We start from the raw sequence: 26,002 nt of genomic DNA on the forward strand, positions 1-26,002 counted from the left end.
GCGAGCATATCATTCACCACACAGGGTTATTCAGGGTTAACACAGGGCGAAATATGTTCACTCGTGACAACCCGAACCCCGGGTGAGACCGTCGAATCGGAAGACGGCTGCCTTTGGGGGTAGGACTTGGTCCCTGGTTACCGTGAAGTACGCCAGCTCGGCGCCGGCCACACCGGCCGCGTGTTCCTCGCCACCTACCAATCGACCGGCGCCTACGTGGCGATCAAGTACCTGAACGCCACCCTGCGCAGGGACACCGAGTTCATGGACCGCTTCCGGTCGGACACCCACCAGCTCGTGGAGATCGACGACCCGAACGTCGTCAGGTTCTACGAGTACGTCGAGACCCCGACCCGAGCGGCCGTGGTCATGGAGCTGGTCGACGGCGTGTCGCTGCGTACCCTGCTGGCCGAACACGGCAGGACCAGTCCCGAAGCCGCCCTGGCCGTGCTCAAGAGCACGCTGCTGGCCCTGGCCGCGGCCCACGAGAAGGGCGTGCCGCACCGCGACGTCAAGCCGGACAACGTCCTGGTCCAGGCGGACGGCACCACCAAGCTGGCCGACTTCGGCATCGTGGTGCACGCCGAGGAGCCCGGCGTGCCCGCGGGGACCCCCGCCTACATGTCGCCCGAGCTGTGGACACGGCACCAAGCCGGGCCCTCCGCCGATCTGTACGCGGCCGCGTGCGTGCTGTTCGAGGCCGTCAAGGGACGGCCGCCCTTCCGCGCGTACAAGGAAGGCGAGGAGACGGAGCTCGACGTCCCGGCCATCCGGGACAAGCACCTGGTGGAGCCGGTGCCGCTGGAGGTCGTGCCGGACACGCTGCGCGACCTGCTGAGGCGGGGGATGGCCAAGGACCCGGCGGTCAGGTACGCCTCCGCCCGGCAGTTCACGGCGGAGCTGGAGGAGGACGCGGTCGCCGGGTACGGCCCCGACTGGGAGAAACGCGGTCGGCGCCACCTGGCGGAGCTGGCCACGTTGCTGGCCCTGCGCTTCCCCCTCGCCAGGACCGATCACGACAGCGGCACCGCCACGATCACCCTGCGCGAGCGGATCATGAGCATGCCCAGGCTGCCGCCGCACCTGTGGGTGGCGGGCGCGACGGTCGTGGCCGTGGCGATCGCGCTGGTGTTGTCGGGCGGGCGGCTGCCGCCGGGGCCGGGCGCGATCCTCATGCCGCCGCCCGAGGAGCGGAGCGAGCCCGCGCCCTCCCCGGCCGACGCCACCACCACGTCCGGCCCCACCAGGACGACATCCCCCGCGCCACGGCGCACCACGGCCGCACCGCCGACGACCCAGGCGCCCCCGCCTCCCGTCACCACTTCACCCCCTCCGCCGCCCACCAACGGGCAGGCGGGGACCGGCGTGCCGGAGCTCGCGGCGCCCGCGGTGCAGGCGGCCAGCATCGTGCAGTGGAGCGGCACGAACGGCTCGATCAGGGTGGCGGCGAACGGGACGGGGCCGGTGCGGCTGCGGATCACGTACACGCGGCGGGACGGGGACGACGCGCCGGCGCGGACGGTCCGGCAGGAGAGCCGGACGCTGCGCGGCAACACGGTCTACACCAGCAGCGTCACGCACGACCCAGGGGACGTGGCGTGCGGTCGTCGGGCGCATTTCGGGATTCTGGTGATGACGGAGCCGGCATCGGGGAACGGACCGCAGGTGAGCGAGGCGGCCGTGGACGGCCCCGCCTGCCCTGCGCCCTCCCCGACCCGGTCCGCCACGCCGACGCCTGCGCCGACGGAGGAGCGGAGCACCTCCGCCATCGGCACCCCGACCCCGTCGGACCCGGAGCCGACGAACGGGCCGGTGGCCCGGCTCTCCACCGACCCCTCGGCGCAGCCGCCGGTGACCGCCACGGAAGAGGTTTCCGCTGACCCGGCCGACCCCTGAGGGACGGACCCTTGCCCGGTAACCAAGCGTGCGCTAGCTTGGCAAGCGATGAGCGCCGACACCTCCGCCTACCTGGCCACCTGCGCGCGCGGCGAGCTGGTCATCCAGCGCTGTACGGCCTGCGACCGGCGCGTCCACCTTCCCGAGGCGGCGTGTCCTTGGTGTGGCGGCGGCGAGCTCGTGTTCGAGCCGGTCTCCGGTGAGGGCGTGGTGCACACGTTCACGGTGGTGCATCGCTCGTTCGCGCCCGCCTACCGGGGACGGGAGCCGTACGTGATGGCCTGGGTGGACCTGCCGGAGGGTGCCCGCGCCTTCGGGCACGTGGTGGAGTGCGCGCCGGAGGACGTCCGCATCGGGATGCCGGTGCGGGTGACGTTCGTGGACGAATTACCGCATTGGAGGCCCGCGTGAAGCTCGGCAACGTGCTGATCCCCGTCGCCGACCTGGACGAGGCGATCGCCTTCTACGGGCTGCCGGTGAAGTTCAGGGACGGCGACAGGTTCGCGGCGCTGGACGGCGGCGGGGTCACCGTGGCGCTGGCCGGTCCCGCCGAGCACGTCACCGGGTCGGCGGCGCCGTCGTACAAGGTGGACGACGTGGCGGTGGCCGTGCGGGAGCTGTCCGAGCGCGGCGCCGAGGTGGTGCGCGGGCCCGAGGCGGGGCCGCATGAGATGCGGGCCGTGCTGCGCGATCCCTCAGGAAACGTCTTCGTGCTCTATTCGCCCCTCTGAAAACTGGAGGCACCCCCCCATGGCGCGATCACCCTACGGCAACTACGGCCATGCGATCTTGACCGCCGACGCCATGCGCACGCCCGACCGGGTGGCGCTGACGTACTGCGGCGAGCAGAGCTTCACCTACGACGAGCTGAACAGGAACGTCAACCGCCGCGCCAACGCCCTCCTGGCCCAGGGGATCACGCCGGGGCAGCGGGTGGCGGCGCTGCTCAACGAGACGCTGCTGGTGGCCGAGGTCTACCTGGCGCAGGCCAAGATCGGGGCGGTCACGGCGGCGCTGAACCCGTACTGGCCGGTGGAGACGTTGCGTGACGTCGTGGCGGCCTCGGGGTGCACGGCGTTCGTCTATGACGCGACGGTCGAGCAGGTGGTGGAGCAGATCAAGGGGTCGCTGCCGGGTGTGACGAAGTGGATCAACGCGGCGGACCTGACGGGGGCATCCGACGAGGAGCCGCCGACGGCGGGCTTCCACGACGACCCGCTCGCCCTCTACTACACCTCGGGAACGACCGGGCTGCCGAAGGCGGTCGTGCACACGCACGCGTCGTCGCTGGCGACCGCGCAGATCTGGCTGGACGTGCCGCGCGGCCCCGACTCGGTGTTCGGCACGGGCGCGATCATCTGGGGCATCGGCTTCCCCGCGATCGTCGGGCCCGCGCTCTACGCGGGGATGCGGCTGGTGCTGGAGCAGGACTGGGGTCCGGCGAACTTCCTGCGGGTCGTCCCCCGCGAGCGGGTCACGCATGTGTCCCAGATCCCGTCGTTCTACGCCGCCCTGCTGGGCTCGGCGGAGCACGAGGGCGTGGACCTGTCGTCGATCCAGGTGATCATGCTGGGCGGGGAGCCGCTGACCGCCACCATGCTGGACCGGATCAAGGCCAGGCTGCCGCAGGCGGGCGTGTTCTCGTACTACGGGCAGACCGAGGCCCCGTACACGTGCATGGGGCGGGTGGACGACGGCTCGACGCCGCTGGGGTCCTCCGGGCGGGCCCGTACCGGGAACGCCGTGCGGATCACGGACCCGCAGGGGAACCGGGTGGTCGACGAGGTCGGCGAGATCAACCTGGCTGGTCCGCATCGGATGACCGAGTACGACGGCCTCCCGGACAAGACCGCGGAGGTGCTGCGCGGCGAGTGGTACGTGGGCGGCGACCTCGGCACGCTCTCCGCCGACGGCGTGCTGCGCGTGCTGGGCCGGCGGGAGGACTCGATACTCAAGGGCGGCGTGTGGTCGCAGCCGGTCGCGATCGAGGAGGCCGCCTCCGCCCTGGACGGGGTGGCCGAGGCCGGCGCGGTCGGGGTGCCCGAGGGGGCGTCCGAGCAGCGGATCCTGCTGGCCGTCGTGCCGCGGGCCGGGCATTCGCTGGACGCCTCCAAGCTGGCGCTCGCCCTGGCCGACTCCCTCCCCGCCCATCAGCGGCCCGATCACATCGTGGTGGCCGAGGAGCTGCCGCACTCGCAGGACGCCTCGGGCGGGCCGGGCAAACTGCTGCGCCGGGAGATCCGCGAGCAGTACGGGCACCTGCCGGCGTGAGCGTCTACGAACATGAGGTCAAGGCGCTGCTGAGCGAGGCCGGGGTGCCGGTGCCGCGCGGCGTCGTCATCCGTGGCCGGGACGGCGCGGCCGGCGGTGAGCCGGACATCCCGGCCGGTGGGGATCTGGACTTCACGGCGGCTGCGGGGCTCGCCGAGCCGTTGGCGCTGAAGGCGTTCGGTCCTGGGCTGGTGCACAAGTCGGATGCCGGGGCCGTCGTGCTCGGCCTGCGCGCGGCGGACCTGCCGGCGGCGGCCATGAAGATGCGCTCCAGACTGCCCGGCGTCGCGGGCTTCCTGGTCGAGGAGCAGGCGGCCGCCGGGGTGGAGCTGATCGTGGGCGTGGTCAGGGACGTCGCGTTCGGCCCGGTGCTGCTGGCGGGGCTCGGCGGGATATGGACGGAGGCGTTGCGGGACACGGCGCTGGGGCTGTGCCCGGTCTCGGAGCGGGACGCGCGGCGCATGCTGGCCTCACTGCGGGGGGCTCCGCTCCTGCACGGCTTCCGCGGAACGCCGCCCGTGGACGTGGACGCCCTGGTCAAGCTGCTCATGACGGTCGGCGGTCCCGGTGGGTTGTGGGAGCGGCTCGAGCTGGGCGAGTTCGAGCTGAACCCGGTCATCGCGGGCCCGTCGGGCGTGGTGGCGGTCGACGCGCGCTACGTCCCCGCCGAGCCCGGGGAGCCTGCGGCCGGCCGGGACACCGCGGACTTCCTGCCGCTCTTCGAGCCGAAGGCGGTGGCCGTGGTCGGGGCCTCCACCACCAGGCCGAACTTCGGGAACATGTTCCTCGACTTCTACAAGGCCGCCGGAATCCCGCTGGTCGCCGTGCACCCCGAAGCGGATGAGGTGGCCGGGGTGCGGGCGGTGCCGTCGCTGGCGCACGCGGATGTCGATTACGCGCTGGTCGCCGTACCGGCCGAACGGTGCCCCGGCGTGGTGCGGCAGGCCGCAGGCGTGCCGTTCGTGCAGGTGATGAGCGGCGGCTTCGCGGAGGCGGGCCGCGCCGGGCTGGAGGACGAGCTGGTCGAGGCCGCCCGCGCGGCGGGGACGCGCCTGCTCGGCCCCAACTGCATGGGGGTCTACTGCCCGCGCGGCCGGCAGACCTTCGTCGGCGGCGGGCTCGGCCCCGCCGGATCGGTCGCGCTGATCTCGCAGAGCGGCGGGCTCGCCGGTGAGGTGATCAAGGTCGGGGAACAGCGCGGGCTGGCGTTCAGCCGGGTCGTCACCGTGGGGAACGCGGCCGACGTCACCCCGGCCGAGCTGCTGCGCTGGCTCGCCACCGATCCGGAGACGGGAGCCGTCGGACTGTACCTGGAGGACCCGCGCGACGGCAGGGAGTTGTACGACGCTCTGCGCGCGACCGACCTGCCCGTGGTGCTGCTGGTGGGCGGGCGCAGCGGGCAGGGGCAGCAGGCGGCCGCCTCGCACACCGGCGGCCTGGTCAGCGACCGGCGAATCTGGGAGACGGTGGCCGCGCAGGCCGGGGCCGCGCTGGTGTCCAGCCAGGATGACCTGATCGGGGTGCTGGCGTTCTTCCAGGCGCACGGCTCCCGCCTCACCGAGGGTGACGGGGTGCTGGTGGTGGGACCGAGCGGGGGCGCGAGCGTGCTGGCGGCGGACGCGTTCGACGCGGCCGGGGTACGGCTCGACCCGCTGCCCGGCGACGTGCTGGAGGAGCTGCGCGGGCTCGGCGTGGCGGCGTCCGGCAACCCTCTGGAGGTGCCCGTGGGGCCGCTCGGGCGGGCCGGGCTGGTGCCGGAGGTGATCGACGCGATCGTCCGGCGACGGCCGTGCCGCGACGTCGTGGCCCATGTGAACGTCCAGGCGTTCTTCACGTACGGGAACGCGGCCCAGCCCTTGTACGCCTACACGCGGGCGCTGGCCGGGGCGCAGGACGCGCTGCCGCGCACTCGGGTCACCCTGGTCACCAGGAACGGCGAGTGCGCGCCCGCGGGTGTCGAGGACGAGGTGCGGCGGATCGCGGCGGCGGCCGGGATCCCCGTCTACCGGACCATGGAGGCGGCCTCAGCAGCCATCGCTGGGGCCATCGCGGCTGGAGGTCGTTATGGGGATGCTTGACGGCAAGGTCGCGCTCATCACGGGCGGGGCGCGGGGTATGGGCGCGGCGCACGTGCGACTGTTCCTCGCGGAAGGCGCGCGGGTGGTCTTCGGGGACGTGCTGGACGAGGAGGGCAAGGCGCTGGCGGAGGAGACCGGCGCCACGTACGTCCACCACGACGTGCGGAGCCCGGCCGAGTGGGAGCGTGCGGTCGCGACGGCGGTCGAGATGCACGACAAGCTGGACGTGCTGGTCAACAACGCCGGGATCCTGAAATTTCGCCGGATCGCCGACATGTCACTCGAGGACTTCGACCAGATCGTCGACGTCAACCTCAAGGGCACCTGGCTGGGGATCAAGTCGGTGATCGAGCCCATGAAGGCGGCCGGGCGGGGCGCGATCGTGAACATCTCGTCGATCGAGGGCTTCGTCGGCGCCGAGGGGTTGTCGGCGTACGCGGCCTCGAAGTTCGGGATCCGGGGCATCACCAAGTCGGCGGCCCGCGAGCTGGCCCGGTTCAAGATCCGAGTGAACTCGGTGCACCCGGGTGCGATCAATACCGCGATGGCCATGGACCCGGACATGGCACAGGAAGTGGACGCGGAGGCGTTCGTCAAGTCCATGGTCATCAAGCGCTTCGCCAAGCCGGTGGAGGTGTCGCATGTGGTGGCGTTCCTGGCCTCTGACCGGGCCAGTTACTGCACGGGGAGCGAGTTCACCGTGGACGGCGGCCTGCTGACCGGCGCGGGATACTGAGTTAGCACCTCAAGGTAGATCTTTTTGGGTTAAACCACCCCTGTTTGGACATTTCTGGCAGCATCCTGACCTGGGCTTACGTAGCTGACCAAGACGTGACCATCTCTTGGTGTGTGCTTGACCTGCACTTACGGCACGGTAGCCTCAGCTCATCCCGACAGCGACAAGCCTCTGGTTTTGTCACACGTGTCCCTGGTTGCCCCCTTTACCCAAGGCTGCGTGGATAAAACCGGCATGCCCGGAAGGTTTCCCCACGCTTCCATGACGCCAGAGATGCAGAAGTTCATCGAGTTGCTCGAGGGCCAGCTCGGCTATGCCGAGAGGGCCAGCGGATACACCAAGTTCGGCGAGTGGTACGGCAAGAACGTCGAGTTCGACGCCGATTACAGCGGCGCCCCTTGGTGTGAGATGTACCTTTCTTGGGCCGCGCACAAGCTCGGCTACGAGGAGTGGGTCGGGCAGTTCGCGTGGACGGTGGCGCACGCCAAGTGGTTCAAGGAGCAGGGAGCCTGGGGCAAGAAGCCCAAGCCCGGCGCGTTCGTCTACTACGACTGGAGCGGGTCGAACGACGTCGACAACATCGACCACGTCGGTGTCGTCACCAGGGTCGAAGGCGGCACGATCTTCACCATCGAGGGGAACATCGACGGAGGCGTCGCCAAACGTAAGGAACGTGACACCAGCAAGGTCGTCGGCTACGGGTACCCGGAGCAGATCAAGGCCCGCCTGGACGAGGACGCGGCCCGGGAGGCCGCGGAGGCCAAGAAGAAGGCTGAGGAGCAGGCGTCGCTCCCGCCCGGGCCCGGCACCGACGTGGGCGTGCTGCAGCTGCCGGGGGGCTCGCTCACGTCCCACATCCCCCAAGGCGAGCGCGAAGAAGCCGCCAAGCCTCCGCTCGCGGCCCGCCCCGAGCCCACCCGGACCTCCGCCGAGAAGACCCAGGAGGCGGCTCCGGCACCTGCCGCGACCTCTTCCTCGTCCGCCGCGGGCAAGGGCGTCGCGAAGGGCAAGCACGCCAAGCCGTCCACCGCCGACACCACGTCGGCCACCGCCGAGCCGCTCCCCACGCACGTCGACACCTCCGTCACCAGTGCGCTGCCCACGGTGGACTCGCCGACGCTGATCGGCTCGGCCCTGATCGCCGCACTGGCCCTGCTCGCCGTCGCCAAGACCCGCCATTCCCGGGTACGCCCGGCCACGGTCTCGGCCGCCGACGCGGCCGCCCGCCCGGCCGCGAACCATCGACGCCGCCGCCGCAGGCGCCGTGCGAGCTCCGGCGCGCCCGCCGACGCCCCTCTGTGGACCACGCAACTCCGTGACCCCCTCGAGCCCACCGCCGCCCCCGAACGACCTGCCGTCCCCGCCGACGCCGAGTTGATCGCCGAGCTCACCGTCTCAGGCGCCGAAGCACCCGTGGCCGGCCGCGTCTCCGTGCCGTCCGGCGCCGGCCAGGCGTCCGAGCAGGTGCGGCAACTGCTCGGCACCCGGCCCTTCGACCCGTTCGCGGACGCCCCGCCGCGCCGGACCGCCGATCGCCCCGCCGCCGACACGCGTCCACTCACGCCTGCCTTCGACGCGCCCCTCGACACCGGCCCCTTCGAGCCCTGCTGGGAAACCGGCCCCATGCGGCGCATCCGCGACGCCGATCCGGTCGAGCCCGACTTCGACAGGAGCCGGTTCGAGTTCACCGACGAGACCGGGCCGTTGCAGCGCATCCGCGACGTCGACCCGTTCGCGCCGGCTCTTGGCACGGGCCCGATCGAGCCGGCTCTTGGCGCCGGCGCGATCGGACGCGCTGGGCGGCCCGATCGCGACGCCGGTCCCGTCATCGTCGACGCCGGACCTTTCCGGCGGGTCGTCATCCCGGGGGCGACCAGCGCGTTCGACGCCTTCACGCCGGTCGGGAGCGCCGTCCCTGGCGGGGACATCCTCAACTCCTCGGACATCGGCTCGGCGTCCTACCGAGGGCGTCGCCGGCGTCAGGATCCCTCCGCCGAGGAGCGGTTCACCGCCCTCCCCACCGACCTCCCCCCGCGCGGCCGCCGTCACCGCACGACCGGGTTCCCGCCGTCCTCTCCCCGGCACCACGACCGCGAGCTGGTGGGCGCGATCAGCGCCACCTCCACCGGACGCCCCAGCAGGGGCCGACACCGCGCCTGAGCCCCGGGGCATGCCGTATCAGCCTTCGCCGCCGACCCCGTACCGCTCGGCAAAGGTGATCAGGCCGGCCACGGCGTCGCGGCTGCGGGTCCAGGGGCGGACGATGAGGCGTTCGACGCCCAGCGCCGCCCAGGCGGGCACCTCCTCGGGCGAGGCCAGCGCATAGGCGTGCGCGGTCACGGGGACCCCGGCGCCGAGCCGGTCGAGCTGAGGCTTGATCGACTCGAGGGTGTGCGGCATGCTGATCCACCCGTCGCAGAGCCGCGCCGCCCGGCGCAGCGCGGCCGGCGACTCGCCGCCCGCGAGCACGGGCAGCCGCCGCTGCACCGGCTTCGGCTCGAAGGCGACCTCGGGGAAGGAGTAGAACCTCCCGGAGTGGGCGACCACGGGCTCGCTCCAGAGGCGCCTGACCACCTCGATCGCCTCGTCCAGCCGCGCCCCCCGCGTGCCGAAGGGAATCCCGGACGCCTCCCACTCCCCCCGGTACCAGCCGGCCCCGACCCCGCAGACGGCCCGCCCGCCCGAGACCACGTCCAGGGTCGCGAAGGCGCGCGCGGACACGAACGGGTGGCGCAGGGCGAGCAGTTGCACCGCCGTGCCGAGTCTGACGCGCGAGGTGAGCGCCGCCAGCCAGCACAGGTACGCGGGGGCGTCGAACAGCGGCGTCGCGGGCTTGATCGCCGGCGCGGACGTGCCCGGGTAGGCGGCGAGCGACAGATCCGTGGCGAAGACGAGGTGCTCGGGCAGCCACACCGACTCGAACCCCAGCTCGTCGGCGGCCACCGCGACGTCCTTCCACGCGGCCGGATGGAGCAGCCCGAGCGGCACGCCGAACTTCACCGAAGCCTCCCCGCACCGCCGCCGCGCCTCACAGGCACCTCAGCACACCGCCGGCCCCGCCTCACGGGTACCTCCGCACGTTGCCGTCCAGTACGGCGGCGCGTATGCGCTCGCGATGAGCGGCCGTGGTGCCGTACGCGGCCGACAGCGACCAGGCCCGGGCGATCCAGAACCGGAGATCCAGCTCCTCGGTGTACCCGATGGCCCCGTGCACCTGCAGCGCCACCCGGGCGGCGAACGTGGCGGCCTCCCCAGCGGCGGCCTTGGCGGCGCTCACGTCCCGCTCGACTGTGGCGACGTCCCCATCCACTGCCAGCGCGGCCCGGTACACCAGCGGCGCCGCGAACTCGACGGCCACGGCCACATCGGCGAGCTGGTGCTTGACCGCCTGGAACGACCCGATCGCGGCCCCGAACTGCCTCCGCATCCGGGCGTAGGCCACCGAGACCGCCAGCAGCTCCCTGGCGACGCCGATGAGCTGCGCGGCGGTCGCCACCGTGGCCCGCCGTAGCGCCGGCCCGGCCGATCCGCCCAGCCGTTCGGAGTCCTCGAAGGCCACCTCGAACAGCGGCCGGCACGGATCGACGCCCGGCCGGGGCGTGAGGCGGGCCGACTCCCTGGTGACCAGCCGCAGGCCGTCGCTCCCGGCCACGACGATCAGGTCGGCGAGATCGGCGTCCGGCGCGTACACCTGCCCAGGCAGCAGCACGCTCACGCACACGGCCCCTGAGGCCAGCTTCGGGGCGCCCGCCACCAGGGACGGCGCCGCGACGGCGGTCTCCACGACAGGCCCGGGAAGGCACGCGCGCCCCGTCTCCTCCAGCGCGGGCACCAGGTCGGCCAGGCCGAGCCCCAGCCCGTCGCTCTCCGGCGGCAGGAGCAGCCCGAAGAACCCCAGCGCGGCCAGCTGCTCCCACCCCGGCCGCCGCTCCGACCGCAACACGGCCGGCGGGCAGTGTGCCCGGAGCACGTCACGCACGGTCGCGGCGAGCGCGAGCTGCTCGTCGGTGAAGCCGAAGTTCATGGTCATCGCGGCAACCCCAGAACCCGCTCGGCGATGATGTTGCGCTGGATCTCGTTCGTGCCCGCGTAAATGGGCCCGGCGAGCGAGAACAGGAACCCGTCCAGCCACGGCGTCTCCCCCGCCCGCTCCCCCAGCAGCTCCATGGCCAGCGCGTGCATCCGCAGGTCCAGCTCGGACCAGAAGACCTTGCCCATGCTGGCCGCCGCGCCGACCTCCGCCCCCGCCATGATCGTGCGTGCGGTCCCGAAGGTGTGCAGCCGGTACGCTTCCGCCTCCACCCAGCACCGGGCGGCCCGATCGGCGAGCGCCGGGTCGCCGGCGTCCCGGGCCAGCGTGACGAGCCGGTCGGCGGTGGCCAGGAAGCGGCCGGGGCTGCGCAGCGTGAGTCCGCGTTCGGAGGAGGTCGTGGCCATCGCGATCCGCCACCCCTCTCCGACCTCGCCCAGCACCATCGACTCGTCGGCGAACACGCCGTCGAAGTGCAGCTCGGCGAAGCCGGGCAGGCCGTCGAGCTGCGCGATCGGCCGGACCGCGACGTCGTCCAGCGGGAACATGAAGTACGTCAGCCCCTTGTGCCGCGTCCCCGACGTGCGGAAGAGGCCGAACCCGTGGCTGGCGTACGCGGCCCGCGAGCTCCACGTCTTGTGCCCGTACAGCCGCCAGCCGCCGGGCACGGGCTCGGCCCGGGACGTCAGCGCGGCGAGGTCGCTGCCCGCCTCCGGCTCCGACCAGGCCTGTGCCCACACGTCGTCACCCCTGGCCATCCGCGGCAGCCAGCGCGCACGCTGCTCCGGCGTGCCGAACCGCATCAGGCACGGCGCCAGCAGGAAGATCCCGTTCTGGGTGACGCGGGCGGGGGCGCCGGCGGCCCAGTACTCCTCCTCGAAGATAAGCCATTCGATCAGGGAGGCGCCGCGCCCGCCGTACTCTTCGGGCCAGGAGACGACGGACAGCCGCGCGGCGGCCAGCCGCGCCTCCCACGCGCGGTGCGCCGCGAAGCCCTCGGGGGTGTCCATGGACGGGAGCGGTCCCGGCGCGTGCGTGCTCAGCCAGGCGCGAACCTCGGCGCGGAAGTCCCGTTCGGCCGGGGAGAAGTCGAGATCCACGACTACCAACCTAGCGCACGCTTGGTTCGCTCGCCAGGCCGCCGTTCACCGAACTACTCTGGTGGCTGTGCAGGGACTACTGCTGCGGCTGTCCACGCTGGACGCCGACGCGGAGAGCGCCGTGCGGGTCATCGCGTACTTCGACTCGCTGCTCCGCGACCATGTGAGCGCGCCCGTGCTGCTGGCCGCCACGGCGCGGCTGGCGCAGTGCCCGGTCGGGCTGTTCGACGCGGCCACCGGCCGGCGCATCCGCACCTCGCCCGGAGGCGCCGTGGACACGCCCGCGACGTCCCCCGCCGAGGTCAGAGAGCTGAGCTCCGGGCTCGGGTCGGTCTGGATGGAACGCGAGGGCGCGGCGCACGGGCTCGACGAGATCGTGCTCGAACGGTACGCGGCCGCCGCCGAGGTCACGCTGGAACGAGCCGCCGCTCTGGCGCAGGCGGGTCAGGACCCGGCGCTGGTCGAGCTGGTGTTGTCGGCCGAGACCGGCGAGGCGGAGCGGGCCCGGGAGCTGCGCCTGCTCGGTTTCAGCCCGTCCGCTCCGCTGCAGGCCTTGGCGATCGCGCTGCCCTCCGACAACGGACTGGCGGCCGGGCTGCGCACGATGGGGCACCAGGTGCGCGAGGCCAGGATCGGCGACACCGAGGCCGTTCTGGTGGCGACCAACCTGGCGGATTCCGCGCTGCCCGACGGGGCACGGGTGGGCATCGGACCCGCGCTGCCCGGCGCGCGGGCGGCCGAGTCGTGGGCCGCCGCGCGTACGGCGCTGCGTTTCACCGGCCCGCACGACCGGGTGATGCGCTGGTCGGAGCTGGGCGCGCTGGCATTGTTCGCCGACCTGCCGGAGGCGGCGCCGGCCGGGCTGGCCGACGTCCGGGCGATGGAACGGCTCGGCGACGAGGCGACGGCCGCGGTGCGGGCGCTGTGCCTGGCCGGCTCGATCCGCGGCGCGGCCACCGCCATGCACCTGCACCACAGCTCGATGGCCGCCCGCATCGCCCGCGCCGAGGCGGCGCTGGGCTTCTCGCTCGCCGACGCGCCCGGACGCCTGCGCGCCCACCTGGCCCTCGCCCTGGTCCGGCTCCGCGCGAACTCCGCTACAGGCCGTACGCCCGCTTGAGCGCGGCCAGCCTGGCCGCCTTGGCCCGCTTGCTGAGCTCGGCGTCCGGCACCATGCCGTCGAACCCGTGGAAGGCACCCGGGTAGAGGTGGAACTCGGTGGACACCCCGGCCTGCGACAATCGCAGCGCGTAGTCGAGGTCCTCGTCCCTGAACACCTCCAGCTCACCGACGTCGATGAACGCCGGCGGCAGCCTCGACAGGTCGGTGGCGCGGGCCGGAGCCGCGTACGGGGGCACGTCGTCGGTGCCGACCCGGTCGCCGAGCAGCGCGGTCCAGCCGAAGAGGTTCGCCGACCTGTCCCAGACGATGGCCTCGGCGAACTCGTGGCTGGACGGGGTGATGTTGCGGTCGTCCAGCATCGGGCACACCAGCAGCTGGAACGCCACGCCGGGCCCGCCCCGGTCGCGGGCCAGCAACACGGTCGCCGCGGCGAGCCCGCCGCCCGCGCTGGCGCCGCCGACGGCGATCCTCGCCGGGTCGATGCCCAGCTCGCCCGCCGCCTTGGCGGTCCACACCAGGCCCGCGTAGCAGTCCTCGACCGGGGCGGGATGGGGGTTCTCCGGCGCCAGACGGTAGTCCACCGAGACCACGACGATGCCGAGCTGCTCAACATAGCCGATCATCATCGCGTCATCGATCTCCGGCACCCCGATGATCATTCCACCGCCGTGGATCCAGTAGAGCCCCGGCCGGTCGGCCGTATCTCGGCTGTCGCCCGCCGGGCGGTAGATCCGGACCCGGACATCGGGCGCGCCGTCGGGTCCCGGCACGTGCCGGTCCTCGATCACCACGTGGGCCTCGACCGGCGGCGCGGCGGCCAGGAACGCGTTGATCTGCGCCCGGAACCCGTCGAGCTCCTCGTACGTCATGCTCGGCATGTCGAGCGCCGGCAGCGGCGTCCGCTCGATCGCGGCACGGATTTCCGGATCCAGGTTGGGGTGGTATGCCATGCGCTGCACCTTTCCACGGGGTCACGGAGCGCTACTCCTTGATAGTCGGAGCCCGTACCCGTGGTTCACAACCGCCATCCGGCGGTGTTTGTTCTCCTCACGCCCGCCGTTCGGCGAGGAGCTCGAGGACCCGCTCGGCGAGCGGGGCGGCGCTGGCAGGGTTCTGGCCGGTGACGAGGCGGTCGTCCACGACGACCTGGGCCTGCCAGTTCGGTCCCGGCTCGTGCCGGGCGCCCCGGTCCACCAGCTCGTCCGCCAGCAGGAACGGCACCACGTGCGCCACGCCACGCAGCTCTTCCTCCTCGTTGGTGAAGGCCGCCACCCGCTTGCCCGCCACCAGGTAGGAGCCGTCGGACAGCGTGAGGTTCACCAGCGCGGCGGGACCGTGGCAGACGGCGGCCACCACGCCGCCCTGCTCGTACACCGCCCTCCCGAGGCGGATGACGCCGGGATCGCCGGGGAAGTCCCACATGGTGCCGTGGCCGCCGGCGTAGAGAACGGCGTCGTAACGTGAGGGGTCCACGTCCGCCAGGCGTGCGGTGTCGCGTGCTTCCGGCGAGGCGAGGAAGGCCACCTGGGCGGCGTCTTCGGGGTCGAACCCGTCCTGCGGCGGCTCGCCGCCGCGCACGCTGGCGACGTCCACCGCGTGTCCGGCCTTGCGGAAGATCTCCCAGGGGTGCGCCGCCTCGGGCACGTAGTATCCGGTCTTCTCCACGCCGCCGAGGTCGTCGTGGCTGGTCAATACGATCAGGATGCGCTTGCTCATGCCTGACAGCATCGCTCCCGCGGCCATCAGCCACAAATAACCGGCCATGCGTCGAGCCATCAGAATAGTGATATGTCGCATCTCTCGCTCGACCTGCTCCGCACCTTCCTCGCGGTGCACAGGACCGGCTCCATCACGGCCGCGGCGCAGACGCTCAGCCTGTCGCAGCCGGCGGTGACCGCGCAGGTCAAGGCCCTGGAGTCGGCGCTGGACCGGCCCCTGTTCGACCGGCTGCCGCGCGGCGTCGCGCCCACGCCGGCGGCCGACGAGCTGGCCCGCAGGGTGGCGGCCGCACTCGACGCGCTGGACGAGGTGGTGGGGTCCGAGCTGCCCTCGGGCGAGGCCGTCCATCTGGGCGGCCCGGCCGAGCTCCTTTGCGAGGTGGTCATGCCGATGCTCGCCCCTCTGGTACGGGACGGCCTCCGCCTCCGCACGACCCTCGGCCTGTCCGACGACCTCCTCGCCGACCTGGCCGCCGGGCGCCTGGACCTGGTGGTGTCCACGATCCGCCCCCGGATGCGCGGCGTCCACGCGGATCCCCTCTACGACGAGGAGTTCGTCCTGGTCGCCGCCCCATCCCTGGGGGAGGCGTTGCGGGCGGCCGGGAGTGAGGTCGGCCCCAGGGCGCTGGCCGGGGTGCCGCTGGTGGCGTATGCGGAGGATCTGCCCATCGTGCGGCGTTACTGGCGGACCGTGTTCGGCAGGCGGCCCACGATGGCCGCCCAGATCGTCATCCCCGACCTGCGCGGTGTGCTCAGCGCGGTCAAGGCAGGCATGGGCGTCTCGGTCCTGCCCGCCTACCTGTGCCGCAGCGACCTGGACGCGGGCACCCTGGTCACGCTCGCCGACCCGGAGGAGCCGCCGATCAACACCGGCTACCTCGCCGTCCGCTCAGGCGCCCAGTCCAGGCCCGCCGTGGCCAGGACGCAAGCCCACCTGCTCAAAGCCTTCCGGGCGAACCCGCTCTCCTAAGCGGTAGCCGAAGGTTCTAATCCTGCCGAGGCACGCTTCTGACCAGGCGTTTCAGTCTGACCTGCGGTTTTCCTGCCGCAGGTCTTTTGCTCGGTGGACCTTGATAGGCAGCCGAGGGCTTCCGTATGCAGCCGTAGGACCATGATCCGGGGATATGGTCGGGATGATCTGGACGTGCCGTGCTCGGTGCCGCGGCGGGTTCGACCGGAGACGGCCTGTCTGTGGCCTCTCGATCACACCTCGGTTGCGCCAGCGCGCCCGTCCGGTGGAGCGTGCGCCATTCCGCCTCGATCGTCGCCGCCCGCGTGCCATCGCCCCTCTCAAGGGCGTGCAGGAGGGCGGCGCGGGAGGCATCCAACTCATGCAGCAGATCGTCCTGCTCATCGTCATCCCGGCCGGCCATGCGTGACACGGAACACGACGAAAGCTGAGCGGAGGAGCCGGACGCTCCCGCCGACCAGCGGATGCAAGATACCGTGGGCAGTGGAGGCTCACCGTTGGAGACCGCCTACCCCGATGCGGGGCACAACCCTGCTGAGCAGGCTTCGGGCATCGGCTCGGCCATGTCGCCGGGTTCCTCGGGCCTTGGCGAGACCACCGGCAAGGGCGCCGACACGGACGTCGGCAAGGACGACAGGTCAGGATGACGCTCTGCTCCAGCCGCTGAGGCGATCCACATAGCCCTGCACGATCCAGCAGACGTGCTCGCCCGCTGTGAGGCCGAGCCGGCCCTGCTCGATGCGCACGACCCGCAGGGTGGCCTGGTGGTCACGAACAGCAGCGGAGCCGACGGCACCCCACAACGAGCCTCCAACGAGGGCTGCCCGCCTGCGGCACGCGCAATTTCATCCGCCGGACGCGCGCTGATCAGCAGATTGGCCTCTGCCCAGGTGAGTCAGCCGCAGGCCTGCCGCAGATCCGTGTACGGAGGGAAGGCGTCGAGGAGGTCGGTGAGCGTGAGCAGCCGAGCCAGTGATCCGTGCACCCCGAGCAGGCGTAGGTAGCCGCCACGCCGCTCGGCCTCCCGCTGCTCGGCGATGAACGCGCTCAGGCCGCTGCAGTCGCAGAAGCCGAGCCCGCTCACGTCCACCACGATCTTGACCTGGTCGCGGACGAGCAATTGGGCGCAGGCGCGTGTGAAAACCTCCCCTGTCCTCAGGTCGAGCTCGCCGTTCAGGCGTAGGACGGTCACGCCGTGATAGTCATCGACCTGCAGCGCCAACGGCGCGTCCGACATCCTGCCTCCAACCACGAACCGAAATAGATGAACTTATCCTGTGCAGACCACCACAGAAGCGGACAAAAACGTCTCCATACCTTATCCGCCTCCCTTTACCAGATCAGTCAACTCCTCACATGGGAATTGTTAAATACCTGCCTGCCTCATCTCTGTTCGGTCATGAGAGCAGAATGACGGACCACGAACAGCGTCTCGGCGATCAAAGTGGACGGGCATGGTGCATCGTGTGGAACCGCCTCGGATCCGTGGTCGCGGCCACGCGCAGGCGCAGCGGTCGAGTGCGGACTCAGGTGATCTTGGCCAGCTGCAAGCCCCAGCAACAGGTCGGATCGTGGTCTCCGCCTTTGCCGGAGCGGCTCTCGACGTTGGGTCAGATTGCCATAAAACCGTAACAGCAGAATATTCTGCTCCCTGGCCGGATCGGATCCCGTGGTCCAGGCCACACGCAAGCGCGGCGGTCGGCTGGCACCTGCCCAGGGCGGCGGAGGTCACGGCCGCGCGGTGCTCCAGCCCCACTCACCGGGGTCATCTGCTGGGCTGTTCGCGTTCTCGGCGGACCGTCGGCTTCCTTCCCTTGATGGTGCTCCGCCGCAGAGCCCTGATCACCTCATCGGCGGCGTCTTCGGGCACCTCGACCAGAGAGAAACGGTCAGCGATCTGGATCGTCCCGATGTCACGCCCACTCATGCGGGATTCGCCCGCGATCGCACCGACCAGATCCTGCGGCCGCACTCCGGCCGTGCGCCCAAGACCGAAGAAGAGACGGGTCATCCCCCTTGCGGGCATGCGGCCACGCCGCTCCCGGCCTCCGGCCACCTCACGACGTCCCTCCCTGTCTGCCCCGGTCCGCAGAACGACCTCGGGAATCTCCTCCTCCTCAGCCACGGCCCCGCCGGACTCATGCGCGAGCTTGACCGCGGCGAGGGCCACCTCCATGACCTCGAACTCATCCGTGAGCGACTCCACCACGACGCGGAAGGGCTCCAGGTCGTCTTGGAGGAGGCTCTCCTCCAGTGCGCCGCGAGTCAGCTCAAGGCGGCGTGCGCGCAGGTCGGCGACGGTCGGCAGCCTTTCCACGCCGATCCGCTGCCCCGTCACCCGCTCGATAGACTTGAGCATGCGATGCTCACGCGGCTCGGCCAGGGTGAGGGCCACCCCCTCCCGGCCGGCCCGGCCCACCCTGCCGATGCGGTGGACGTATGACTCGGGTGCGGAGGGTACGTCGTAGTTGACGACGTGCGAGAGTTGCTCGATGTCGAGGCCACGTGCGGCCACATCGGTCGCGACGAGCAGCTCCGCCGTCCCGCTCCGCAGCCGCCCCATCACGCGATCGCGCTGCTCCTGGTCCATCCCCCCGTGCAGCCCCTCGGCACGGTAGCCGCGGCCGTTCAAGGTCTCGGTGAGCCGGTCCACCTCCTCGCGGGTGCGGCAGAAGACGATCGCGGCTGCGGGCGCTTCCACATCCAGCAGGCGCCCGAGCGCCGCGGGCTTGTGCGCCCGGGCGACCACATAGGCGCTCTGCCGCACCAATGGTGCCTCCCCGGGGGCCGCCGCCTCTCGCGCTATCTCGATCCGGACCGGGTCGCGCAGATGACGGCGAGCGATCCCGGTGATGCGCGGCGGGACCGTCGCCGAGAAGAGCACTGTCTGGCGATCCTCTGGAGTCGCCTGGAAGATCGCCTCGATGTCATCGGCGAACCCCATGTCGAGCATCTCGTCCGCCTCGTCCAGCACGACGGTCTGCACACCATGCAGGCGAAGCGTCTCCCGGCTGATGTGGTCGAGTGCGCGTCCAGGTGTCGCGACCACGACATCGACCCCGCGCCTGAGCGCCTGCAACTGTCGGCCGATCGGTGCTCCACCGTAGATCGGGAGGACGCGAGTGCCCATGTTGCGGCCGTAGCGATGGAAGGCCTCCGAAACCTGGATGGCCAGCTCCCGTGTGGGCACGAGCACGAGCGCCACCGGCTCACCGTCGTGAGCTTGGGGCATGCGCTGGAGCACCGGCAGCGCGAACGCCGCCGTCTTCCCCGTACCGGTCGCAGCCTGCCCGAGCAGGTCGCGGCCCTCCAGCAACGGCGGGATCGCCTCGCACTGGATCGGGGTGGGCTCTTCATATCCCAGATCGGACAGCGCACGCAGAAGCTCGGGCCGCAGCCCCAGGTCGGCGAAGCTCGACGCACCATCAGACGTGTTCAAGGCCATCGTCGGCGCCTCCTCCAGCACCCTCTACCTCCGGACGCAACCGGAAAACGCACTCCCCTCTCGTCGCGGGGCGCCACGCTCGGCCCTCGTCCAGATATTCCTGCGCACGGGCGTGGGCCGCCTCGTTCTCAACAGGAGCGACGCGAGGTTACCCGCCACCGGCCTGCCTGCTCGACGTAGGCCGACTTGCTGAGCCGGTCGCGTTCGGCGCCGGCCTCGATGAAGCCGTGCGCGATCTCGCTCAGGCTGTACTGGCGACGAGGACGTCAGCCACCCATCAGACGTGATGATCTCCCTATACCCCGGTACCCGAGCACCGTCGCTCTTGCGCAACTGTTCGCATACGAGCATTTGCCCGAACACTTGCCGGCGATCAGCAAGCCGTGCCACGATTTCGCCGCCACAATGATCGATGCCTTGCCTGACAGTCCCGAACTCCTCACCGGTCTGCGCCGTTTGCTCGAGGCCAAGGACGCGTTCGTGCGCGCCGCAGTAGCCGCCCACCGGCAGGAGTGAATCGAGAACGCGATCAAGCACGGTGCCGCAGGGCAGTGAGTCCGTAGCGGTGGCGGCGCATTCCGCTCCACGGATCCGGGACGCGGTCAAGGCGGTCGCGGATCGTGCGCATGGTGAACCGGTCAGGGGTGAGGGCCGGGTCGGTGACCTCGTCCCAGTGCAGGGGGGTGGCGACCGGGGCGCCGGGGCGGGCGCGCACGCTGTAGGGGGCCACGGCGGTCTGGGCGTAGGCGTTGCGCATGATGTCGAGGAATACTCGACCTCCTCGTTTGTCTTTGCGCTGCTCGATGGTCATCTGGCCGGGATGGGCGGAGGCCAGGGAGTGGGCGATCTGCCCGGCGACCTCGCGGACCTCGTCGAAGCCGGCGTTGCGGTTCAGCGGGACGTGGACGTGTAGCCCTTTCCCGCCGGTGGTCTTGACGAAGGTCGTGAGGGCGAGCTCCTCCTCCAGGAGGTGGCGTAGCGCGAGCGCCGTCTCGCGAGCGGACGCGAACTCCTCGGCGGTCGGGGGGTCGAGGTCGAACACCAGCTGGTCGGGGTTGTCGAGGCGATCGGTGCGGCTGAGGAAGGTGTGCGGCTCGATGCAGGCCTGATTCGCCAAGTAGACCAGCGTTGCGGCATTGTCGCAGACGGCCTGGGTGATGTGGCCGCCTTCGCGTTTGGGCACCTGCGCCCGGGTAACCCAGTCGGGGAAGTAGTCCGGGACGTTCTTTTGGAAGAGGCGGTCGTGCTCGATGCCGTCGGGGTAGCGGGCCAGCGCCAACGGCCGGTCCTTCAGATGGGGCAGCATCACCTGGGCGATGTCGCGGTAGTAGTCGATGAGGTCGCCTTTGGTGATGTGGTCGGCTGGAAAGAGTGTCTTGTCGGTGTTGGACAGCTCGACGGTGAAGCGGCCGATGCGTGGCTTGGTCGCGGAGATCATGATCGTGGCGGCTCCCGTACGACATCGGCGGCCCGCTTGTCGCGGCGCAGCCCTTGGAAGCGGGGATGGCGTAGCTGCCCATCCCGGGTCCATTCGGTGAAGCTGATCTGACTGACGAGCTTGGGCCGTACCCAATGCACTCCCAAGTGGGGAAGCTCGCCATCCTGGAAGGGCGGCCTTGGCTGCTGGAGGCCGGCCAGTTCCCGGGCGAGCCGGTGGAGGGTCTCGGTGTCAAAGCCGGTGCCGACCTTCCCGGCGTAGAGAAGGTGTCCGCTCGCGTCGTGGTAGCCGAGCAGCAGGGCTCCGAAGCCGGTCCGGGTTCCGTGGGGGTCGGTGTAGCCGCCGATGACGAATTCCTGAGTGTTCTCGCACTTGATCTTCTGCCAGTCGCCTGAGCGGCCGGTCGGGTACGGCGCGTCCGCCCGTTTAGCGATCACACCCTCCCAGCCCTTGCGGCAGGCTTGCCGCAAGTAGGCCTCGCCGTCGGCGTTGCGGTGCCGGGTCAACCGCAGCGGATCGTCGAAGGTCAGCCCGTCACGCAGCAGCCGTTTGCGGTCCCGCAACTGCAGTCCGGTGACATTGAACCCGTCGATGTGCACGATGTCGAAGAGGTAGTAAAAGACCTTCACCCCGCTTGCGCGGATCTGGTCGCGATCGGTGAGCTGAAGGCGCTTCTGCAGCCGTGAGAAGCTGGTGACGCCGGCCTGAAAGGCGACGACTTCGCCGTCCACGACGAAGTCGTCGCAGGACTGTGCGGCCAGCGCGTCGGTGATCTCGGGGTAGGTGTCGTTGACCTGCTTGCGGTTGCGGGTCATCAGGCGTACCTGGTGGCCGCGGCGGTATCCCAGGATCCGCTCGCCGTCGAACTCGGCTCGAAAATCCAGTCGGGATCGGAGAATGCGGCGTGGGTGAGCGTGGCCAGGCTCGGCTCGACCCAGGATGGGTGCGACCGCGGGACCAGCCGTTCCCGAACCTCGGCGGGTATCGCGCCGGGCAGCCCGATCATGATTTCTCGGCCAGTTCCTCAAGGGTGCGACCCGATCTTACCGACTGCGGCTGTGAGGACACCGGGTCGCGTCGCGCGTCCGCGGCCTCATCAGCCGTCTTGACCAGCAGCCAGGCCGACTCGCGGATCCGGGTGAGCGCATACCCGCCGTGCAGCTTTCTGCCGTTCAGCCGTACGGTCACATGCCCGCGCTCGACGGCCGTTCCCACCGGGACCTGGGCACCGTCTTTGTCGGTTGTCAGGTTGTCGTAGGTCCCGGTGTCCCACACGATGACTGCCCCCGCGCCGTACTGACCCTGGGAAATGATGCCCTCGAACTCGGCGTATTCGATGGGATGGTCTTCGGTCGGCACCGCCAGCCGCTTGTCCCGTGGATCGGTGGACGGTCCCTTGGGCACCGACCAGGACTTCAACACCCCTTCGGTCTCCAGGCGAAAGTCATAGTGCAACCCGCGGGCCGCATGTTTTTGCACCACGAAACGCTCCTGCTGACGGCTGTGCCGCTTGCGGCCTCGCGGTTCTGCAGTCCGCGAGAAATCACGTTTAGAGTGATATTCGGCAAGCGCCTCCTTCTTGCTCATGTTTCGCCCCTTCCCGCAAGAGGTTCACGTATTCGCCGGCGTGTGATCCCCCGTTATAAGGCCGAGGAGAGCCGATTACGTGCTCGCGCAACGCATGAGCCAAGCCCTCGTGCTGGGGCAACCGGGAGCACGACGGCATGCGCCCGCAGTGCTGAGGCTCCGTCAATCACGGCGTGCTGTCCGGGCGCCGACGTGTCTAGTGACCCATCGCCGGTCTTGCCCCGGTGGCGGGGATCGGCAGATGCTCTCGGATGAGGAACCAGCTTGCGGCCAGCACCCACAACGCCGTAAGCACGCCGAGCACAATTGCCACCGGGCCGCCGGGCACCACGGCGCCGCCCGTGTTGACGATCGTGAACGCGCCCAGGACAGCGACCACAGCCACGACTATGGCGAGCCAGGCCATCCACAGTGGGAATAGGTGCGTGCGCATGATGGCGGCGGCCGAGGCCCCGAATGGCACGGTCATCGCGATCCCGGTGATGGCATCCATCACGGTCAGCACGGTGTACGGCCCGGCGGCGATGGCCAGCAGAGGCGGATGCGTGGTGATCGCGTAGGTCATCCCGGCGAACATGGATATGCCGATGAATCCGATGGCAGCGAGGAGGACGTATCCCGCGAGAACCAGCGCCGGTGCGTCACTCGTCTCGTCCGCTCGGCGCATAGCGGTGGCCAGCGCCACGCCGAACCACAGGAGCAGCGCCGTCGCGACGGCGTAGAGCAACGCCGCCGCCAGGACTTGGACCCGGCGCTCGGTCAGGAATCCGGAGATCGTCATCGCGGGCTCCGTGAGCTGCGGCGCGCTCCCCATCACCAGGCGCCCCATTAGGGCCGCCAGTATGGAGGCGACGCCGGCCAGCCCGCCCCATCGGAGCTCATGGCTCTGTTTCATCGCCGCTCCCCTCCTCTTCCCATTCCGATGATTCGCTGTCCTTCGCGCCGGCCTCGTCATGCACCGAAGGTCCCGACTGTGAATCACACATAAGGGGTGACAAAGAGTGCTGCTGCCCAGCCTGGGCCAATTCACCCCTTCAAGACGCTCATCTTCCCAGGACGTCGACGCCATTTGTCAGACCCGCCTGTCGCGGTGAAGGCATGCAGGACTGCGTGCCAGGGGTACGCCTACGCCTGGTGCACGGACGTGCTGTCACGGCGCCCAGGTCGGCGGCAATCCGTGTCCTGAAGCGGAGCAGACGCAGCCGGGCAACCGCGGGATGGCGGTTGCCCGGCCCTGGCATCAGCGTTTCATGATGGCGAACACGCCCCAGCCGAGCAGGGGCCGCTGGTACCTGGTATAGCGCAGAGGCTCGCGCGACAACTCGGCCCGCATCTCGGGCGCGAGCTCATCGTTGGGGTGGGCATCCAGCCAGGTCCGGATGTTCAGCCACTGGGCGGCGACGTACCGGTCCCAGCTGTCCTCATCGGCCAGGACCATCTCGACGACGTCGTAGCCCAAGCCGTCGAACAGAGTCACGAGGCCGGGCAACGTCTCGTGGTCCTCCCTCGTCCGCGCGTGGCAGGCCTCGATGGCTTCCTGACTGGGCGGCTCCGCGCGCCAGAACGGCTCGCCGATGAGGATCATGCCGCCTGGCCGCAGGCTGCGTTCCAGTAGCGTGACGGTCCCGGCGACGCCCTGGCCGATCCAGGTCGCCCCGACGCATGCCGCGACGTCGACGGGCTCGGCCGCCACGTGAGTGGAGGCGTCGCCGTGCACGAACGTCACCTGGTCGGCGACGCCGAGCTCGGCCGCCCGCTTGCGCGCGGCGGCGAGGAAGACCGTGCTGATGTCCACGCCGGTGCCGGTGATGGCGTGATCGCGGGCCCAGGTGGCCAGCATCTCGCCTTTACCGCAGCACAGATCGAGCACGGAAGCACCTGGGCGCAAGCCGATCGCGGCGCCCAGGGTGGCGAGCTTTTCCGGCGTGTACGGGTCGAGAATCCGGTGGCTGCTCTCCCGGATGGTGAAACTACGTGGCAGATCCAAGGGAATGAGTCCTCACGTGCGATGGTCGAATAACCGAGCTGGGGAGATTACGCACGCGATTGACCCACATATAAAGCAACTCCTCCGTCACGAGATCGTGATCCGCGACCCTAGCTCGCGCTCAAGCGCGTGGTAAACCGGATTTATGGCGGATGAGATCCAGGTCACACATGGCGGCCGGCTACCGCGGGCGATGTCACACTCCCCGAGATGAGGGCTCTCTCAGAGGAACAACCAGGTGCCGACGAGTCACGCCGCCACCAGACCATTTCCCTGGAGCTCCCATGTCCACCGCCTACGTCGCCACCGCCCTGGTGACGATCGCCGCCAACACCTTTTCCGGCTTCGCCGCCATGACCCGCCTCAAGCCGATCATGCGTACCCTCGGCCCCGCGCTCGACCGGGCCGGAGTGCCGGAATCGTGGCTGGTCTTTCCCATCGGCGCGCTGAAGGCCGCGGGCGCCCTCGGGCTGGTGCTCGGCCTTCTCGGCGTGCCCTTGATCGGTACGGCTGCCGCGGCCGGTCTCACCCTCTACTTCGTCTGCGCCCTCTACACCCACCTGCGGGTCTACGACTTCTCACCGCAGTTCTTCCTGGCAATCGTGTTCCTCGGACTGGCCGTGGGCACCCTGGCTCTGGATCCCACACTGGCGCTGAACGTCGCCGGGTGACTGCGCCCTGTGCCGTCACCGCGGGAGCGCCGCCCGCGGTGACTGCGGCATGTCAGGCAGAGAAGGCGCCGGCCTGCTCGGCAGCCCATTGCGCGAAGGTGAGCGCGGGGCGGCCGAGGATGTTCTCGGTCGCCTGGGAGACCAGACCTGCCTGCAGGTAGGAGCTGGCCTGCAGCTTGAGGTAACCGTCGAGGAGGTGCACCGGGAGGCCTCCCCGCGCCATGGCCTCACGGGCGACCTCGTGCGGGACCTCTTCAAAACGCAACGATCGGCCGATGGCCTTGCCGATGGCGTTGACCATGTCGCCTTGGGTCATGATCTCTGGGCCGGTGAGCACGGGCTTCTGCCCGGCCAGATCGTCATGCAGGAGGGCGTGTGCGGCCACGGCCGCGATGTCGCGCTCGTGCAGAGGAGCCCATGCGGCAGCGCCGTACGCGCTGCGCACCACGTCGCCGTGACGGATCTGTGCAGCCCAGGACGAGACGGTGTTGGTCGCGAAGTAGCCGGGCCGGACCGCTGTCCACTGAAGGCCGGACTCCTCGGTCGCGGCTTCCACCTCCTTGTTATATTCGCCGCGCAGTCGAGACGGCTGCTGGTCGAAGGGGTAGTCGACGTTCAGAGCGGACATGGCGACGGCCTTGGTCGCCCCGGAGTTCTGGGCGAGCCTGAGCAATTCACCGGTGGATTCACGGACGAGGCTCGGGTCGTGGCCCTGCCCCATGGCGCGCGGGTGGACGAACACGGCGTGAACGCCCTTCATGGCATCGGCGATGGTGTCCGGGTGGGAGGGGTCGCCTACTGCTCGTTCCACTCCCGCGGGGAGTGGGGCATCTGGATTGCGCGTGACCGCGCGGATCGGCACGCCGTCGGCGAGGAGCAGCTCGACCAGGTGACGACCGACGAGACCGGTTGCTCCAGTGACGAGAATCATGATCTTCCCTTCATGACGCCTG

Annotated in this window: 28 protein-coding genes; 13 read left to right on the top strand and 15 right to left on the bottom strand. The window is 70.5% G+C overall.

Features of this window, described 5'->3' with window-relative positions:
- Positions 1 to 126: 126 nt before the first annotated feature.
- The 7 genes from ACTWQA_RS44060 to ACTWQA_RS44090 all read left to right on the top strand — a co-directional run bounded on the left by ACTWQA_RS44060 (position 127) and on the right by ACTWQA_RS44090 (position 9,141).
- A complete protein-coding gene (locus ACTWQA_RS44060; protein ID WP_443164837.1) occupies positions 127 to 1,896 on the top strand; it encodes a protein kinase domain-containing protein in 1,770 nt (589 codons plus the stop codon).
- A gap of 48 nt (positions 1,897 to 1,944) precedes the next feature.
- Entirely contained in the window at positions 1,945 to 2,307 is a 363-nt protein-coding gene (locus tag ACTWQA_RS44065) for a Zn-ribbon domain-containing OB-fold protein (protein WP_443164838.1), read from the top strand.
- Positions 2,304 to 2,627 carry a VOC family protein gene (locus ACTWQA_RS44070; protein WP_443164839.1) on the top strand — a complete coding sequence of 108 codons (324 nt, stop codon included), beginning with the start codon at positions 2,304 to 2,306 and terminating at the stop codon, positions 2,625 to 2,627. Before ACTWQA_RS44065 ends, ACTWQA_RS44070 begins: the two co-directional genes overlap by 4 nt.
- 19 nt (positions 2,628 to 2,646) lie before the next feature.
- The gene (locus ACTWQA_RS44075) at positions 2,647 to 4,167 is read left to right on the top strand and encodes a class I adenylate-forming enzyme family protein (RefSeq protein ID WP_443164840.1); all 1,521 of its coding nucleotides are present in this window, start codon (positions 2,647 to 2,649) and stop codon (positions 4,165 to 4,167) included.
- Entirely contained in the window at positions 4,164 to 6,245 is a 2,082-nt protein-coding gene (locus ACTWQA_RS44080; protein WP_443164841.1) for an acetate--CoA ligase family protein, read from the top strand. Before ACTWQA_RS44075 ends, ACTWQA_RS44080 begins: the two co-directional genes overlap by 4 nt.
- Entirely contained in the window at positions 6,232 to 6,981 is a 750-nt protein-coding gene (locus ACTWQA_RS44085) for a glucose 1-dehydrogenase (RefSeq protein ID WP_443164842.1), read from the top strand. Before ACTWQA_RS44080 ends, ACTWQA_RS44085 begins: the two co-directional genes overlap by 14 nt.
- 273 nt (positions 6,982 to 7,254) lie before the next feature.
- Positions 7,255 to 9,141: a CHAP domain-containing protein gene (locus ACTWQA_RS44090; RefSeq protein WP_443164843.1), complete on the top strand. Its 1,887-nt coding sequence runs from the start codon at positions 7,255 to 7,257 to the stop codon at positions 9,139 to 9,141.
- Positions 9,142 to 9,159: 18 nt separating this feature from the next.
- Here the strand turns inward: ACTWQA_RS44090 and ACTWQA_RS44095 are convergent, their stop codons facing one another.
- The 3 genes from ACTWQA_RS44095 to ACTWQA_RS44105 all read right to left on the bottom strand — a co-directional run bounded on the left by ACTWQA_RS44095 (position 9,160) and on the right by ACTWQA_RS44105 (position 12,111).
- On the bottom strand, positions 9,160 to 9,981 hold the full coding sequence (locus ACTWQA_RS44095) for a TIGR03619 family F420-dependent LLM class oxidoreductase (RefSeq protein WP_443164844.1): 822 nt from the start codon (positions 9,979 to 9,981) through the stop codon (positions 9,160 to 9,162).
- Positions 9,982 to 10,042: 61 nt separating this feature from the next.
- Entirely contained in the window at positions 10,043 to 11,011 is a 969-nt protein-coding gene (locus ACTWQA_RS44100; RefSeq protein WP_443164845.1) for an acyl-CoA dehydrogenase family protein, read from the bottom strand.
- Positions 11,008 to 12,111: an acyl-CoA dehydrogenase family protein gene (locus ACTWQA_RS44105; protein WP_443164846.1), complete on the bottom strand. Its 1,104-nt coding sequence runs from the start codon at positions 12,109 to 12,111 to the stop codon at positions 11,008 to 11,010. Before ACTWQA_RS44105 ends, ACTWQA_RS44100 begins: the two co-directional genes overlap by 4 nt.
- Positions 12,112 to 12,178: 67 nt before the next feature.
- Between ACTWQA_RS44105 and ACTWQA_RS44110 the strand changes: the two genes are divergently transcribed.
- Entirely contained in the window at positions 12,179 to 13,231 is a 1,053-nt protein-coding gene (locus ACTWQA_RS44110; protein WP_443164847.1) for a helix-turn-helix domain-containing protein, read from the top strand.
- Here the strand turns inward: ACTWQA_RS44110 and ACTWQA_RS44115 are convergent.
- Positions 13,209 to 14,183: an alpha/beta hydrolase gene (locus tag ACTWQA_RS44115; RefSeq protein WP_443164848.1), complete on the bottom strand. Its 975-nt coding sequence runs from the start codon at positions 14,181 to 14,183 to the stop codon at positions 13,209 to 13,211. The genes ACTWQA_RS44110 and ACTWQA_RS44115 overlap by 23 nt on opposite strands.
- Positions 14,184 to 14,280: 97 nt before the next feature.
- Positions 14,281 to 14,949 carry a type 1 glutamine amidotransferase domain-containing protein gene (locus ACTWQA_RS44120; RefSeq protein WP_443164849.1) on the bottom strand — a complete coding sequence of 223 codons (669 nt, stop codon included), beginning with the start codon at positions 14,947 to 14,949 and terminating at the stop codon, positions 14,281 to 14,283.
- A 72-nt stretch (positions 14,950 to 15,021) separates the two neighbouring features.
- On the opposite strand from ACTWQA_RS44120, the gene ACTWQA_RS44125 reads away from it, so the two are divergent.
- From ACTWQA_RS44125 to ACTWQA_RS44135, 3 genes are all read left to right on the top strand, one after another.
- Positions 15,022 to 15,921, top strand: coding sequence for a LysR family transcriptional regulator (locus ACTWQA_RS44125; RefSeq protein ID WP_443164850.1), 900 nt, complete (start codon positions 15,022 to 15,024; stop codon positions 15,919 to 15,921).
- 265 nt (positions 15,922 to 16,186) lie between these two features.
- The gene (locus ACTWQA_RS44130; protein ID WP_443164851.1) at positions 16,187 to 16,330 is read left to right on the top strand and encodes a hypothetical protein; all 144 of its coding nucleotides are present in this window, start codon (positions 16,187 to 16,189) and stop codon (positions 16,328 to 16,330) included.
- Between the two features lie 88 nt (positions 16,331 to 16,418).
- Entirely contained in the window at positions 16,419 to 16,568 is a 150-nt protein-coding gene (locus ACTWQA_RS44135; RefSeq protein ID WP_443164852.1) for a hypothetical protein, read from the top strand.
- Here ACTWQA_RS44135 and ACTWQA_RS44140 read toward each other — a convergent pair.
- From ACTWQA_RS44140 to ACTWQA_RS44150, 3 genes are all read right to left on the bottom strand, one after another.
- Positions 16,560 to 16,724: a hypothetical protein gene (locus tag ACTWQA_RS44140; RefSeq protein ID WP_443164853.1), complete on the bottom strand. Its 165-nt coding sequence runs from the start codon at positions 16,722 to 16,724 to the stop codon at positions 16,560 to 16,562. The two genes, ACTWQA_RS44135 and ACTWQA_RS44140, sit on opposite strands and share 9 nt — an antisense overlap.
- A 92-nt stretch (positions 16,725 to 16,816) precedes the next feature.
- Positions 16,817 to 17,158 carry an STAS domain-containing protein gene (locus ACTWQA_RS44145; protein WP_443164854.1) on the bottom strand — a complete coding sequence of 114 codons (342 nt, stop codon included), beginning with the start codon at positions 17,156 to 17,158 and terminating at the stop codon, positions 16,817 to 16,819.
- Positions 17,159 to 17,686: 528 nt separating this feature from the next.
- Positions 17,687 to 19,366, bottom strand: coding sequence for a DEAD/DEAH box helicase (locus ACTWQA_RS44150; protein ID WP_443164855.1), 1,680 nt, complete (start codon positions 19,364 to 19,366; stop codon positions 17,687 to 17,689).
- Between the two features lie 351 nt (positions 19,367 to 19,717).
- Here ACTWQA_RS44150 and ACTWQA_RS44155 point away from each other — a divergent pair, with 351 nt between their 5' ends.
- Positions 19,718 to 19,882 carry a hypothetical protein gene (locus ACTWQA_RS44155; RefSeq protein ID WP_443164856.1) on the top strand — a complete coding sequence of 55 codons (165 nt, stop codon included), beginning with the start codon at positions 19,718 to 19,720 and terminating at the stop codon, positions 19,880 to 19,882.
- A gap of 13 nt (positions 19,883 to 19,895) precedes the next feature.
- Here the strand turns inward: ACTWQA_RS44155 and ligD (ACTWQA_RS44160) are convergent, their stop codons facing one another.
- From ligD (ACTWQA_RS44160) to ACTWQA_RS44185, 6 genes are all read right to left on the bottom strand, one after another.
- On the bottom strand, positions 19,896 to 20,804 hold the full coding sequence (gene ligD / locus ACTWQA_RS44160) for a non-homologous end-joining DNA ligase (protein ID WP_443164857.1): 909 nt from the start codon (positions 20,802 to 20,804) through the stop codon (positions 19,896 to 19,898).
- Positions 20,801 to 21,619, bottom strand: a complete 819-nt coding sequence (gene ligD / locus ACTWQA_RS44165) for a non-homologous end-joining DNA ligase (RefSeq protein ID WP_443164858.1) — start codon at positions 21,617 to 21,619, stop codon at positions 20,801 to 20,803. Before ligD (ACTWQA_RS44165) ends, ligD (ACTWQA_RS44160) begins: the two co-directional genes overlap by 4 nt.
- Positions 21,619 to 21,810 (bottom strand): hypothetical protein, encoded by a 192-nt coding sequence (locus ACTWQA_RS44170; RefSeq protein ID WP_443164859.1) that lies wholly within the window; start codon positions 21,808 to 21,810, stop codon positions 21,619 to 21,621. The genes ligD (ACTWQA_RS44165) and ACTWQA_RS44170 overlap by 1 nt, the downstream gene beginning before the upstream one ends.
- Positions 21,807 to 22,391: a DNA polymerase ligase N-terminal domain-containing protein gene (locus ACTWQA_RS44175; protein WP_443164860.1), complete on the bottom strand. Its 585-nt coding sequence runs from the start codon at positions 22,389 to 22,391 to the stop codon at positions 21,807 to 21,809. Before ACTWQA_RS44175 ends, ACTWQA_RS44170 begins: the two co-directional genes overlap by 4 nt.
- A gap of 196 nt (positions 22,392 to 22,587) precedes the next feature.
- Entirely contained in the window at positions 22,588 to 23,286 is a 699-nt protein-coding gene (locus ACTWQA_RS44180; protein WP_443164861.1) for a hypothetical protein, read from the bottom strand.
- Positions 23,287 to 23,631: 345 nt separating this feature from the next.
- Positions 23,632 to 24,378 carry an SAM-dependent methyltransferase gene (locus ACTWQA_RS44185; protein ID WP_443164862.1) on the bottom strand — a complete coding sequence of 249 codons (747 nt, stop codon included), beginning with the start codon at positions 24,376 to 24,378 and terminating at the stop codon, positions 23,632 to 23,634.
- Positions 24,379 to 24,662: 284 nt separating this feature from the next.
- Between ACTWQA_RS44185 and ACTWQA_RS44190 the strand changes: the two genes are divergently transcribed.
- Complete coding sequence (locus tag ACTWQA_RS44190) at positions 24,663 to 25,049, top strand: DoxX family protein (protein WP_443164863.1); 387 nt, start codon at positions 24,663 to 24,665, stop codon at positions 25,047 to 25,049.
- Between the two features lie 52 nt (positions 25,050 to 25,101).
- On the opposite strand, the gene ACTWQA_RS44195 is transcribed toward ACTWQA_RS44190, so the two are convergent.
- Complete coding sequence (locus ACTWQA_RS44195) at positions 25,102 to 25,980, bottom strand: SDR family oxidoreductase (protein WP_443164864.1); 879 nt, start codon at positions 25,978 to 25,980, stop codon at positions 25,102 to 25,104.
- Positions 25,981 to 26,002: the final 22 nt, after the last annotated feature.

Source organism: Nonomuraea sp. 10N515B (genome assembly GCF_052245915.1).
GTDB lineage: Bacteria > Actinomycetota > Actinomycetes > Streptosporangiales > Streptosporangiaceae > Nonomuraea.

What these genes read in the sequence shown, in the direction of transcription:
- ACTWQA_RS44065 (WP_443164838.1), top strand. Translation starts at nt 1,945, where the DNA reads ATGAGCGCCGACACCTCCGCCTACCTGGCCACCTGCGCGCGCGGCGAG.
- ACTWQA_RS44075 (WP_443164840.1), top strand. Translation starts at nt 2,647, where the DNA reads ATGGCGCGATCACCCTACGGCAACTACGGCCATGCGATCTTGACCGCC.
- ACTWQA_RS44085 (WP_443164842.1), top strand. Translation starts at nt 6,232, where the DNA reads ATGGGGATGCTTGACGGCAAGGTCGCGCTCATCACGGGCGGGGCGCGG.
- ACTWQA_RS44090 (WP_443164843.1), top strand. Translation starts at nt 7,255, where the DNA reads ATGCAGAAGTTCATCGAGTTGCTCGAGGGCCAGCTCGGCTATGCCGAG.
- ACTWQA_RS44100 (WP_443164845.1), bottom strand. Translation starts at nt 11,011, where the DNA reads ATGACCATGAACTTCGGCTTCACCGACGAGCAGCTCGCGCTCGCCGCG.
- ACTWQA_RS44115 (WP_443164848.1), bottom strand. Translation starts at nt 14,183, where the DNA reads ATGGCATACCACCCCAACCTGGATCCGGAAATCCGTGCCGCGATCGAG.
- ACTWQA_RS44120 (WP_443164849.1), bottom strand. Translation starts at nt 14,949, where the DNA reads ATGAGCAAGCGCATCCTGATCGTATTGACCAGCCACGACGACCTCGGC.
- ACTWQA_RS44125 (WP_443164850.1), top strand. Translation starts at nt 15,022, where the DNA reads ATGTCGCATCTCTCGCTCGACCTGCTCCGCACCTTCCTCGCGGTGCAC.
- ACTWQA_RS44145 (WP_443164854.1), bottom strand. Translation starts at nt 17,158, where the DNA reads ATGTCGGACGCGCCGTTGGCGCTGCAGGTCGATGACTATCACGGCGTG.
- ACTWQA_RS44150 (WP_443164855.1), bottom strand. Translation starts at nt 19,366, where the DNA reads ATGGCCTTGAACACGTCTGATGGTGCGTCGAGCTTCGCCGACCTGGGG.
- ligD (WP_443164857.1), bottom strand. Translation starts at nt 20,804, where the DNA reads ATGATCTCCGCGACCAAGCCACGCATCGGCCGCTTCACCGTCGAGCTG.
- ligD (WP_443164858.1), bottom strand. Translation starts at nt 21,619, where the DNA reads ATGACCCGCAACCGCAAGCAGGTCAACGACACCTACCCCGAGATCACC.
- ACTWQA_RS44170 (WP_443164859.1), bottom strand. Translation starts at nt 21,810, where the DNA reads ATGATCGGGCTGCCCGGCGCGATACCCGCCGAGGTTCGGGAACGGCTG.
- ACTWQA_RS44175 (WP_443164860.1), bottom strand. Translation starts at nt 22,391, where the DNA reads ATGAGCAAGAAGGAGGCGCTTGCCGAATATCACTCTAAACGTGATTTC.
- ACTWQA_RS44180 (WP_443164861.1), bottom strand. Translation starts at nt 23,286, where the DNA reads ATGAAACAGAGCCATGAGCTCCGATGGGGCGGGCTGGCCGGCGTCGCC.
- ACTWQA_RS44190 (WP_443164863.1), top strand. Translation starts at nt 24,663, where the DNA reads ATGTCCACCGCCTACGTCGCCACCGCCCTGGTGACGATCGCCGCCAAC.
- ACTWQA_RS44195 (WP_443164864.1), bottom strand. Translation starts at nt 25,980, where the DNA reads ATGATTCTCGTCACTGGAGCAACCGGTCTCGTCGGTCGTCACCTGGTC.